11 protein-coding genes are annotated in these 11,442 nt (G+C 61.5%); 2 read left to right on the top strand and 9 right to left on the bottom strand.

Annotated features, from left to right (window positions below):
* The coding region (locus tag WC683_17150; GenBank protein MFA4974335.1) for a hypothetical protein at positions 1-207 on the top strand (207 nt) is incomplete at its 5' end.
* Between the two features lie 13 nt (positions 208-220).
* Complete coding sequence (locus tag WC683_17145; protein MFA4974334.1) at positions 221-1,450, top strand: adenosine deaminase family protein; 1,230 nt, start codon at positions 221-223, stop codon at positions 1,448-1,450.
* Between the two features lie 3 nt (positions 1,451-1,453).
* Here WC683_17145 and WC683_17140 read toward each other — a convergent pair whose 3' ends face one another.
* From WC683_17140 to WC683_17100, 9 genes are all read right to left on the bottom strand, one after another.
* A complete protein-coding gene (locus WC683_17140) occupies positions 1,454-2,680 on the bottom strand; it encodes a vitamin K epoxide reductase family protein (GenBank protein MFA4974333.1) in 1,227 nt (408 codons plus the stop codon).
* Between the two features lie 22 nt (positions 2,681-2,702).
* Positions 2,703-3,116 carry an Rrf2 family transcriptional regulator gene (locus tag WC683_17135; protein MFA4974332.1) on the bottom strand — a complete coding sequence of 138 codons (414 nt, stop codon included), beginning with the start codon at positions 3,114-3,116 and terminating at the stop codon, positions 2,703-2,705.
* A gap of 25 nt (positions 3,117-3,141) precedes the next feature.
* The gene (rpoD, locus tag WC683_17130; protein MFA4974331.1) at positions 3,142-4,950 is read right to left on the bottom strand and encodes an RNA polymerase sigma factor RpoD; all 1,809 of its coding nucleotides are present in this window, start codon (positions 4,948-4,950) and stop codon (positions 3,142-3,144) included.
* The gene (gene dnaG, locus WC683_17125) at positions 4,947-6,755 is read right to left on the bottom strand and encodes a DNA primase (GenBank protein ID MFA4974330.1); all 1,809 of its coding nucleotides are present in this window, start codon (positions 6,753-6,755) and stop codon (positions 4,947-4,949) included. The genes rpoD and dnaG overlap by 4 nt, the downstream gene beginning before the upstream one ends.
* A gap of 21 nt (positions 6,756-6,776) precedes the next feature.
* Positions 6,777-7,226, bottom strand: coding sequence for a GatB/YqeY domain-containing protein (locus tag WC683_17120; protein ID MFA4974329.1), 450 nt, complete (start codon positions 7,224-7,226; stop codon positions 6,777-6,779).
* A gap of 38 nt (positions 7,227-7,264) precedes the next feature.
* Complete coding sequence (gene rpsU, locus WC683_17115) at positions 7,265-7,447, bottom strand: 30S ribosomal protein S21 (GenBank protein ID MFA4974328.1); 183 nt, start codon at positions 7,445-7,447, stop codon at positions 7,265-7,267.
* Between the two features lie 107 nt (positions 7,448-7,554).
* Positions 7,555-8,607: a class I SAM-dependent RNA methyltransferase gene (locus tag WC683_17110; GenBank protein ID MFA4974327.1), complete on the bottom strand. Its 1,053-nt coding sequence runs from the start codon at positions 8,605-8,607 to the stop codon at positions 7,555-7,557.
* Positions 8,604-9,560, bottom strand: a complete 957-nt coding sequence (ftsY, locus tag WC683_17105; protein ID MFA4974326.1) for a signal recognition particle-docking protein FtsY — start codon at positions 9,558-9,560, stop codon at positions 8,604-8,606. Before ftsY ends, WC683_17110 begins: the two co-directional genes overlap by 4 nt.
* Before the next feature lie 5 nt (positions 9,561-9,565).
* On the bottom strand, positions 9,566-11,442 hold a 1,877-nt coding region (locus WC683_17100; protein ID MFA4974325.1), incomplete at its 5' end, for a chromosome segregation protein SMC.

Here is an 11,442-nt window from a genome sequence, read left to right as displayed (position 1 = left end):
CTTCCCATGGATCTCGACGGCAAATTCAAGAAGGCGCGATCGCTCCGGGGATTCAGATTCATACACGTGATCGCCGCCTGCCCCGCAAGGCACGGCTGCGACCCGTCGAAGTCGGTGGAGATCATGCGCGACGCCGCCCTCTCCGGCGAATTCGCAATATACGAGGCCGAAAGCAAAAGCAGCATGCCGATAAAAACAGACGAATGAGGAGACATCTTAAATGACAAAATACCCTCGGGAGTTTCTGCTCGCAATACCCAAGACCGACCTCCACGTTCACCTGGACGGGAGCCTCAGACTCGATACGCTGATAGAGCTCGCGAAGAACCAGCAGATCGCGCTGCCCTCGTACACGGAGGAAGGGCTCCGCAAGAGCGTCTTCAAAAACCGCTATCGCGACCTCGTCGACTACCTCCAGGGGTTCCAGTACACCACGGCAGTGCTGCAGACGCCCGAGGCGCTGGAACGCGCGGCTTACGAGCTGTGCTTGGACAACTTCGCAGAGGGGGTGCGATACCTCGAGGTGCGCTTCGCGCCGCAGCTGCACGCGAACCCCTCGATGAACGCGGACGACGTGCTCAAATTCGTAAACCGGGGGATGCAGCGCGCCGAGGAAGAGATAAACTCGAAGCCGGAGATAAGATCGGGCGGAGAGCCGCAATTCCACTACGGCATCATCGGCTGCGCCATGCGCATGTTCGACGCGCAGTCGGCCTCGTACTACAGGAGGCTCGTGGAGATACATCCCTACATGCCGATGGACGAGCTCCAGGCGCTCGCATCGCAGGACCTCGTACGCACGCTCATACACGCACGCGACGATCTGGGAATACCGATCGCGGGCTTCGATCTTGCGGGGGCTGAACACGGGTATCCGGCCGAGAAGCACAGCGAGTCCTACGACCTGGCGCACAAAAACTTCATGAAGAAGACGGTCCATGCCGGCGAAGCGTACGGTCCGGCCTCCATCTTCCAGGCAATAACCGATTGCCATGCGGACCGCATAGGCCACGGCACCCATCTCTTCGACGCGGAGATGGTCGATCTGCCCACTAAGGAAGAGAAAGAGACCTACGTGCGCAAACTGTGGGAATACATCGCGGACCGCCGCATCACCGTAGAGGTCTGCCTCACCTCGAACCTGCAGACCATGCCTCGGATAAAGTCCATCGACAAGCATCCGCTCAAGGAGATGTTGGCAAAGCAGCTCTCCGTCAGTTTCTGCACGGACAACCGGCTCATATCCAACACCACGGTGACCGATGAGATCGAACTCGCGGCCTCCAACTTCGAGATAGCGCCCAAGAATTTGAAAGACCTCATCATCTACGGATTCAAACGCAGCTTCTACCCGGCCGACTACAGGAACAAGAGGACGTACGTGCGGAGCATCATAGATTACTACGAGAAGATCGAAGCGAAATTCGGGATCAAGAGCAACAGGAAATGACGCTCAGCGACCCTGTTTCTTCGCTTTCCTGATTTCCTGTTTGACCAGCGCCTGCAGATATTTCGAATCGCGCCAATACTTGAGCTTTCGCCCGTTGAGATAGAGCGTCGGCGTGCCCGTGATATAGATCTTTCTGCCGGCCTCTATATCCCTCCTCACGCTCTCGTCCGCCTCTGGCGAGTTGACGCAGCCCAGGAAATCCTCCCTGTCCCAGCCGCGCTTCTCGGCGAGCCCCAGGATCTTCTCCTCGTTCATGCCGGCCTGCGACCTGAAGAGGTCGTCGTGGAAGGCCCAGAAGTCCCCTCGCTTTTCAGCGCAGTACGCAGCCCTGGCCGCATAGCAGGCGTAGGGATGCATGGGCCTTTCCATGTCGTCGTTGCAGCTGTTGTCCAGCGGAAAATTGACGAAATAATAGCGGATGTCACCCTTGAACTCGTTCAGATACGGCTTCACGTTGAAAGCCGCCATCCTGCAGAACGGACATTGATACTCGCTGAACTCGACCAACGTGACCGCTGCGTCGGGATTCCCCCACACCGGCCATTCGGGATCGATCTCGATCTCGCTCAGCGACTGCATCGAGAAGGCCTTCACCTTCTCGTCGAGTCCGGTCTTGGACATCCCGGCCCCGCCCTTTGCCTGCACCTGCGAGATGGCGATCCAGCCCACGAAGAACACGGCGCCGACCGCTACGGCGTGTCGGACGACCGCCGGGCTGAACCCGAGATTCGAGCGCCTGCCGAAGACGGCCAGCGCGTAATCCTTTACGAATCTTGCGGCCGATCCGACCGGGATGCCCAGTGCTGCGAACAGAAATAAGAACAGCAGGATGTTTGCCAGGTACATGGCCATGCATTCGACGCAGAGGACGCGGAGCACGAAGAAGGATATGTAGGCGAGGAATGCGCTGTATGCGATGCCGCCGCAGGACATGAACCAGGCGGCCGAGACCGTGGCCCGCTTGTCTTTCCTGGAGAGGGCGGCGAAGAGCGCCAGCCCAGCGATCGCCGCATAGAAGCAGACACCCCACCAGGCGATCGGTACGCCCAGGAATTCCGAGTAGGAGCTGGCGTTCACAGTGTCGCAGTTTACCGTCTCACTGAACGCGCAAAAGCTGGGTTTCTCGAGCCCCTCCCGATAGATCCTGAAGCGCTGGAAGGTGGCGAGAGCTGCGGAGACGAGGCCAAGGACAGCGGCGGCGATCGCCGCCCAGAGAGCCCATTTTTTCATATGATCCCCCGGTTCGGACGAACTATAAAGACTTCTCAAAATTAGTCGCCAGACTTTCGAACGTCACGCCCTTGAGATAATCCATCGCGTCGCATTGGAGTTTTTTCCAGACCAGCGACACGGGGCAGTTTCCCTTGGACTCGCAGCTGGGTTTGACGGCGAGGCAACGGTTGAACGCCACCTCGTTCTCGATGGCGATCACCACGTCGTACATCGATATCTTCGAAGCTGGCTTCGCGATCCTGTAGCCCCCCTTCGGCCCGGGAAGCGATTCCACGAGCCCGGAGCGCACGAGCTTGGGCAATATCAGGGCGAGAAAATTGACAGGGATACGAAACTCGCCGGCGATCGTCCTCTTGGAGAGGACCTCCCTCTCGTGAGCGGACAAGACCACCATCGCTCTGATGCCGTAATCCAGCTCCCGCGATACCTGCATCTCTCCTCCCCTCATTTCCCGTATATCACCACTCGATAAAGCTGCGGAGCTTCTTGGCCCTGCTCGGGTGCCTGAGCTTCCTCAGCGCCTTAGCCTCTATCTGCCTTATGCGTTCGCGGGTGACCGAGAAGTCGCGGCCCACCTCTTCGAGCGTGTGGTCGGATTTTTCCCCGATGCCGAATCTCATCCTGAGGACCTTCTCCTCCCTCGGCGTCAGCGTCGCGAGCACCTGCCTCGTCTGGTCGGAGAGGCTCATGTTGACGACCGAATCGGTCGGCGAGACCACCGACTTATCCTCGATGAAATCGCCCAGATGGCTGTCCTCCTCCTCGCCGATCGGCGTCTCGAGCGATATCGGCTCCTTCGCGATCTTGAGCACCTTGCGGACCTTCTCTATCGGCAGCTCCATCTTGAGCGCTATCTCCTCGGGCAGGGGCTCGCGGCCCAGCTCCTGCACCAGATACCTTGAGGTGCGCACGAGCTTGTTGATGGTCTCAATCATGTGCACCGGTATGCGGATCGTGCGCGCCTGGTCCGCGATCGCGCGCGTTATGGCCTGCCTGATCCACCACGTCGCGTACGTGGAGAACTTGTAGCCGCGGCGGTATTCGAACTTGTCGACCGCCTTCATGAGGCCGATATTCCCCTCCTGGATCAGATCCAGGAACTGGAGCCCCCTGTTCGTGTACTTCTTCGCTATGGAGACGACGAGCCTCAAGTTGGCTTCGATCATCTCGCTCTTGCCGCGCTCCGCGAACTGTTCCGCGCGCTTGATCTCGCGGTAGGTCGTGCGCAGCTCCTCGATGCTCTGGCCGGCGCTCTTCTCTAGCTGGTTCTTCTCGGACTGCACGCTCTCGAACTCTTTTATGATCTCGGCCACCGCCTCGCGCGAAAGGCCCGTCTCCTTCACGATCTTGCGGCGCTGATAATCGGTCCGCTTGAACTCCTTCATGCGCTCGCGCAGCTCCTCATCCTTGCAGCGCAGCTGCTTTGCGAAGTTGTGTATCATGCGCTGGTATTTTTCGGCCTGCTCGATCACCTGGTGGAACGCCTCGACGATGCCGTTGACCGTCCTGGTGGAGAGCTGCATCTCCTTGAAACACTCGAGCATGTTGTCCTGGAGCGTGGTCACCTTCTCCTTGCATCCGTCCTTGAGCTTCTTGGAGGAGCTGGCGCGGCCGATCTTCTTTAAGGAGTCCCTCCTCGTCCTGTCCAGGGCGCGAACCTTGCTCATCAATTTTAGGATGCGGGTGCGGTGGCCTGTCTCGTCGAACTCCTCGATATCCGCCTCGTCGAGGTCTTCGGCGTCCCTGACCACAGAGACCACGCGTATGCGATTGCGCTGCAGGTCTTCGCCAAGGGCGACGATCCGCGAGACGCCCAGAGGGCTTGAGAGCAGTATGCCGATCATCTCGTTCTGACCGCGCTCGATGCGTTTCGCGATCTCGACTTCGCCCTCGCGCGTGAGCAGCGCGACCTGGCCCATCTTGCGCAGGTACATGCGCACCGGGTCGATGCTGCGCACGCCGTAGTCGGGACCAGGCTCAAGGGCCGCAACCTTCTCCCCTATCTTGTCCTTGATAGGGGCGCGGTCCTTGAGGTTCTTGCCCTCTTCCTCGTTGTCCACGATCTCGATGTCCATATCGTCGAAAATGGTGAGCACGTCGTCGAGCTGCGCCGACGTGACCATGTCGGCTGGCAGCGCGTCGTTCACCTCCTCGACGGTGAGATATCCCTTGGACTTGCCGGCGGAGATGAGGTTCTTCACCTCCTCGATATCGGCCGAGACCGGGGCAGCCTTCTGTTGCGGGTTGTTCGGCATCGCGGTGTTCATCGTCCTCCTGTTCCCGTGCGCCTGTGAATCCGGCATACGAGCTCGCTCTTCTCTGCGAGCAGCTTCGTTATTTTTCCCTCGTCCGCTTCGCTCTGCGCACGGATGATGTCTTCGTTTATCGCCTCTATTCTCGCCTGCGCCGGCCGATCCGCTATTTTCCTCGCGCAATCTCCGGCCACGTCCTCCGCCTCCTCGTCCGTGAGGCCGTGCTGTTCCATGGCCAACGCGCGGACTGCGGAGGCCAGTTCGTCGTCGGAGATGCCTCCGATCATCGAGTTCACGTCGGGCGTCTTTCCGCCCGCCGACGATTCGGCCAGGATCCCAGCCACCGTGCGGCACCATTCGTCGACGAAGTCCGCGGCCGCCACCTTCGTGAACACCTGCGGCGCCGTAGCCGGATGCGCAAGCATCGTCCTTATGAGCAGCCTCTCCAGGGAACTGTCGCTTCCCCGGACCTCCTGCACGGTTCCGTGCGACTTCTCATCGGCAGCGACGCCGCGGCCTTTGCCCACGGCGCGGACGACGATCGATTCCGTCATGTCGAGCCTGCGCGCCACGTGTTGCCTGAGCACCGAGGACTCGATCTCGCCTTCGACCCTGCGGAGCATCGGCGCTATCCTCTGCAACGCCGCAAGCTTGCCTGCGGAATCGCTCCCGGTCTCGCCGACCGTCAGATCGACGAAGTGCTCGAACAGCGGGGCCGCCCTTTCGACTCTGGCGCGAAACGCATCGGCCCCCTCTTTTCTGACCAGGGAATCGGGATCTTCGCCCGACGGCAATATCACCACGCGCGGCATTATCCCCGACTCCAGGAAAACACCGAGCGCCCTGAGCGCAGCCCTCTTGCCCGCCTCGTCGCCGTCGAAGATGACGACCATGTTGCGCGTGTAACGGGCAAGCGTCGCGACATGGCCTTCGGTGAGGGCGGTGCCCAGAGGCGCGGCCACATTTTCAAACCCGTGTTGATGGAGGCCGATGAAATCCATATAGCCCTCCACCAGTATAGCCTGATCCAGAGAGCGGATCGGCTGAGCCGATCTGTCGAGCCCGTAGACTATGCTCGACTTGTGATAGATCGTCGAATCCGGCGAATTGAGATACTTAGCCTGAGCCTCTCCGCGTTCGTCCGTGCCCAGCGCGCGGCCGCCGAATCCGATCACGTCGCCGCGCGGCGACATGATCGGAAACATGACGCGGCTGCGGAAGAAGTCGTAGTGGCCTCCTCCGTCTCGCGGCCTGATGAGACCGAGCTCGATCGCCAGCGCATCAGGGACTCCCTTTGCCTTCAGGTGCGAGGCCAGCGAGTCCCAGCAGTTGTCGGCAAGTCCCAGAAAATGTTGCTTTGAAATATCTTCATTGATTCCGCGGTCTTGCAGATACTTCCTCGCACCCCCCCCTTTTTTGTCGTCAAAGAGCTGCTCTGCAAAGAAGTCCCGCGCGATGTCGTTCACGCGCAACAGCTGCCGCCTCTTCTTCTGTCTTGCGTCTTCTTGGGCGATCTGGCCGGGGGCGAGATCGCGCTCCACGGTGACGCCCGTCTTCTTCGCGAGCTGCTCGACCGCCTCAGCGAACGAAACCCCGTCGAACTGCATGAGGAACTGGAAGCAATCCCCGCCTGCGCCGCAGCCGAAGCAGTGATATATTCCCTTCTCGTCGCTGACGGAAAAAGAAGGAGTCTTCTCCTTGTGAAAGGGACACAGGCCCGTATGATTGCGGCCCGCCCTCTTCAGAGGGATACGCTCGCCGATGAGCGAGGCGATTGAAACGCGCTCCCTTATCTCATCAAGGGTCGATTTCGTGAACATCGATCGCCTTTGAACGCAGCCCTATTTCCCCGAGAGCATGGCCTTGACCGCTTCGCTCACCTTTTTGCCGTCGACGCGGCCGGCGGTCTTGGGCCCGATCGCCTTCATGACCTTGCCCATGTCTGCCGGACCCGCGGCGCCGACCTCGGCGATGGTCTCTGCCACCGCCTTTGCCAGCTCCTCGTCGGATAGGGGCTTGGGAAGAAAAGATTGAATAATTGCGAGCTCGGCCTCTTCCTTTTCAACGAGCTCCAGGCGGCCGCCTTTTTTGTACAATTCGATCGACTCGCCGCGCTGTTTCGCGAGGGTTGCAAGCACCTTGGAGATCTCGACGTCGTCGAGCTCCCCGCGCTTCTCGATCTCCTTGTTCTTGATGGCGGAAGAGATGAACCTGAGACAGTCCACCTTGAGTGGCTCCCTCGACTTCATCGCCGCCTTCGTCTGCTCGTTGATCTTCTGCTTCAGAGACACGCCTCGCCCCCATGTTAGAAGCCCTTCACAGGGCGACATCAGAAACGACGGACTTTCTTCTTCTTCGCAGCCTCGCGCTTGCGCTTTTCCTTCACAGAGGGCTTCTCATAGTACTCGCGCTTGCGCACCTCCGAGAGTATCCCCGCCTTCTCGCACTGCTTCTTGAAACGGCGAAGGGCCTGTTCAAAGGTCTCTCCGTCGCGGACTCTGATTCCCGGCATCTGAAATCACCCCTTTCGATGAACTCCCGCAGAGACGATCCTAAGTATCCTGAATCAATAAAAAAGTTGGATACTTCTATCAAAAGTGACTTGATTGTCAAGCGCGGTCATCTGCGCGCCAGCATGGCAAGGGCCTCGATGTGGAAGGTCTGGGGGAACATGTCCACCGGCGCCGCTCGGACGAGATCATAGCCCGAGCTCACGAGCGCGTGAACGTCGCGGGAAAGCGTGGCTGGATCGCACGATATGTACAGCACGGTCCTGGGGGCGGCGCGGACGATGGCGTCGATCGCCTCGGGGCACCCCTTCCGTGGCGGATCGAGCAGGAGCGCGTCCCTGCCGCCGGCGAAGCGCCGGACCGCGCGCTCGGCGCTCATCCTTCGAAACTCCAGGTTGCAGAGGCCCAGCTCGGCCTGCGCCTTCTCCGCCGCCTCCACCGCGCGGCCGTCGATCTCGGTCGCAACGACCTCGCCCGCCACGCCCGCGAGGGCGAAAGAGAAGTTTCCCGAGCCGGCATGCAGCTCCAGCACGCTCTCGTGCGGGACATCCATGAGCCATTCGCAGACGAGCCTCTTCAGGTTCTCGTTCTGGCCGCTGTTGATCTGCGAAAAAGCGCCGCCCGGGCTCAGCCTGAGCGCGATCCCTCGGTCGCGCCTGGAGAATTCCTCCCTGCGAAGGTTGAGCTCGCGGTTCAGATCCTCCGCCGCAATCGCGCACTCCGAGAACTCCACGACCTCCTTGGACTTCGGCCTGTAGAAACCCACGCGGCCCTTCGAATCCACGTGAAGCTGCATGCGATTCCGATAGTGCCATTGCGCAGGCGAAGGGATCGGGGACAACACGTTGGGATCGCGCACCTTACCTATCCGCTCGAGTTGCTCGACGAGGATGAGCCGCTTCCACTTGAGCTGCTCGGCGTATTCCATGTGCTGCCACTGGCAGCCTCCGCATCGGCCGAAGACCGGGCATCGGGGTTCGACCCTGCAGGGTGCGGGCTTCTCTATCGAGATGATCTTGGCCTCGACGAAGCCGTGGCGCTCCGCCGTGGCCTCGACCTCCAGGAGATCCCCTGGCGCGGAGAAAGGAACGAAGACCTTGAGGCCGTCCGCGCTGCCCAGCCCCATGCCGCCGTGGACCATCTTTTCTATGGATATCCTCATGCGATGATGGAGTCGACGAACTCCCTCGCGTCGAACGGTTTGAGATCGCGAATCCCCTCGCCCACGCCGACGTGGGTGATGGGGATACCCAGCTCGCGCGAGATCGCGAGCAGGACCCCGCCCTTGGCGGTCCCGTCGAGCTTGGTCACCACGGCCCCCGTGAGCCCGACCGCGGCGTGGAATTCGCGGGCCTGCGCGAGCCCATTTCCCCCTACCGTGCCGTCGATCACCACGATCTTCTCGTGAGGCGCGCCAAGGCACGCCTTACCCGTAACGCGCGATATTTTTTTGAGCTCCTCCATCAGATTCTGCTTCGTGTGCAGCCTGCCCGCTGTGTCTATGATGACCACCTCATGGCCCCTGGCCGCGGCCCTGGCGACGCCGTCGTACGCGACCGAGGCAGGGTCCGCGCCCGGCTGCTGCGAAACGATCTCGCAGCCGAGCCTCTTCGCCCACTCCGCGAGCTGCTCCGTCGCAGCGGCGCGGAACGTGTCGCACGCGACCAGCAGCACCCGTCTCCCCTCGTCGATATGCGCGCGTGCCAGTTTGGCGATCGTGGTGGTCTTGCCGACGCCGTTCACACCCAGCACCACCACGACGTGCGGCCTGCCCTGCTCAAGCGCCCGGCCTTTGCGCAGCATGCCGATCATCTCATCGGCGAGTTTCCGCCTTACCTCCGCAGGCGTGCTCTGGGATTTCACGCTGGCCATCAGGTGCTGGGTGACGGGAAGTCCTGCGTCTGCGGAGATGAGCGCGGACTCCAGCTCGGACCAGAAACCGTCGTTCAGCGACCCGCGGCCGAGCAGCGCGGCCAGCCCACCGCTGAAACCGAGGCGCATGGGGGCGCTCACCGTCAGAGGGGCGGAACCGGCCCTCCTCTTCCTGGCGGCGATGAAGGCACAGAACATTGCGGCCAGACCTAGAAACCCTGCGATGATATAGATTCGATTCACGGAATTCAGGCGACCTTGTTCTCCTCGTCCCTGTCCTTGGCCAGACGCACAGAGACGAGTTTGGAGACGCCGGCCTCCTCCATAGTGACGCCGTAGAGCAGGTCCGCGAGCTCCATGGTCCGCTTGTTGTGCGTGATGAGTATGAACTGCGAGTGCGGAGTCATGGAGCGTATGAGGTCGTTGAAGCGGTCGATGTTCGCGTCGTCAAGGGGCGCATCCACCTCGTCGAGCAGGCAGAAAGGCGACGGCTTGATGAGGAATATGGAGAAGATGAGCGCCACAGCGGTGAGCGCCTTCTCTCCGCCGGAGAGCAGGGTTATCGACTGCAGCTTCTTGCCCGGGGGCTGAGCGACGATCTCGATGCCGGTCTCGAGCAGGTTCTCCTCGTCGGTGAGCACGAGGCTCGCCCTGCCTCCGCGGAAGAGCTTGGGGAAGAGCGCGGAAAACTGCTCGTTCACCGCCTCGAAGGCCCTTCCGAAGCGCTGGCGGCTGGTGCGGTTGATCTTGTTGATCGCCTTGGAGAGGTTCTCGAGCGAGAGGGAGAGGTCCTCGTGCTGCTTGGAGAGGAACACCTGCCTCTCGGAGAGCTCGTCGAATTCCTTGATGGCGTCGACGTTCACCGGCCCTATATTGTCGAGCTTGTCCTTGAGTTCCGCGACCGCCTGTTCCTCGGCTTCGAGATCGAGCCCTTCTGTGTAATACTCCGACTCGATCGACGGAAGGTCCAGATGATAGCGTTCGCGGATGCCGTCCACGAGGTATCGTTCGCCGGCCCTCATCTCCGTCAGCTTGAGCTCGAGCCCGTGGACCTTAGCGAGGGCGTCGTCGTGGCGGCGGCGGACGTCGCGTATCGACAGCTCCTTCTCGCGCAGAGCTGACTGGCCCTGGTCGTAGCGCTCCTGGCAGACATGCTGCGACTCGGAGAGCTTCGCCACCGCCCTTACGGCGAGATCCATGTCGACCCTGAGCGACTCCAGCTCGCGTTCGAGCACCTTGTCGCGCTGCTCCGACTGAGAGAACTCCGCGGAACGCCGGCCCGCGGCGAGCAGCGATATCTTCTTCTGGAGTATCAGCCCCTCCAGCTCCCTGGCCGCCGATCCCTGCCTCTCCTCGGCCTGAGCCAACTCCACTTTGAAATCGGTGAGCTTCTGGTCGCGGCCGCCCAACTCCGTGGTCACCGTCGAGAGCGTCTCCTGCGACTCGGCGAGACGGGCCTCAGCCTCCCTGCGATCAGTCCGGTGCGCTTCGAGCGCCAGCTCCGCCTCGATGCTCTCGTTCTCTATCCTGCGCAGCTCCTCGGCCAGAGCCGCGCTCTCGACCGTGAGTGAATCGCGCTCGGCCTCGAGCCTCTTCTTCTCCTCATCGAGTCTCTCGCAATCGCGCTCCTGGCTGACGAACTTTATGTCCTCGCCGTGCGAATCGCGGCGCAGTCCCTCCAGGTGCTCCTCTATCGACTTCACGCGATCGCGCAATTTCGCGGCCTCGCCCTCGGCGCGGGTGAACTCGCCCGAGAGACGGCCGACCTCTTCCGCGAGCTCCTTCGCCCTGCGTTTCTGGGCCACGAGCTGCTCCTCGACGCCGGCGCTCGACCCGCCGCTGATGACGCCGGAGGGATCGACCACGCAGCCGTCGCGCGTCACGAAGGTCTTGTTGTAGCGGCCCGTGCGCCAGAGCCCCAGCGCGCGTTCGAGGTCCTCCACCAGGACCACGTCGTTCATGAGATAGCCGGCGATGTTGCGGTAGTCGTCGTTCATGCGCACGAACTGGGAGATGGGGCCTATCACGCCCTCGCCCTCGGGACGGGCGCCCTCCTCGGCCATGCTGCGGACTTCCATGGGAATGAAGCTGCTGCGGCCGCTGGCTGCGGTGCGGAGATAGTCTA

Source organism: bacterium, from assembly GCA_041648665.1.
In the GTDB taxonomy this organism is placed as follows: domain Bacteria; phylum UBA10199; class UBA10199; order 2-02-FULL-44-16; family JAAZCA01; genus JAFGMW01.
This window is presented reverse-complemented; position numbering and strand designations above follow the sequence as displayed.

Coding starts and splice junctions, on each gene's coding strand:
- WC683_17145 (MFA4974334.1), top strand. CDS start 221: ATGACAAAATACCCTCGGGAGTTTCTGCTCGCAATACCCAAGACCGAC.
- WC683_17140 (MFA4974333.1), bottom strand. CDS start 2,680: ATGAAAAAATGGGCTCTCTGGGCGGCGATCGCCGCCGCTGTCCTTGGC.
- WC683_17135 (MFA4974332.1), bottom strand. CDS start 3,116: ATGCAGGTATCGCGGGAGCTGGATTACGGCATCAGAGCGATGGTGGTC.
- rpoD (MFA4974331.1), bottom strand. CDS start 4,950: ATGAACACCGCGATGCCGAACAACCCGCAACAGAAGGCTGCCCCGGTC.
- dnaG (MFA4974330.1), bottom strand. CDS start 6,755: ATGTTCACGAAATCGACCCTTGATGAGATAAGGGAGCGCGTTTCAATC.
- rpsU (MFA4974328.1), bottom strand. CDS start 7,447: ATGCCGGGAATCAGAGTCCGCGACGGAGAGACCTTTGAACAGGCCCTT.
- WC683_17110 (MFA4974327.1), bottom strand. CDS start 8,607: ATGAGGATATCCATAGAAAAGATGGTCCACGGCGGCATGGGGCTGGGC.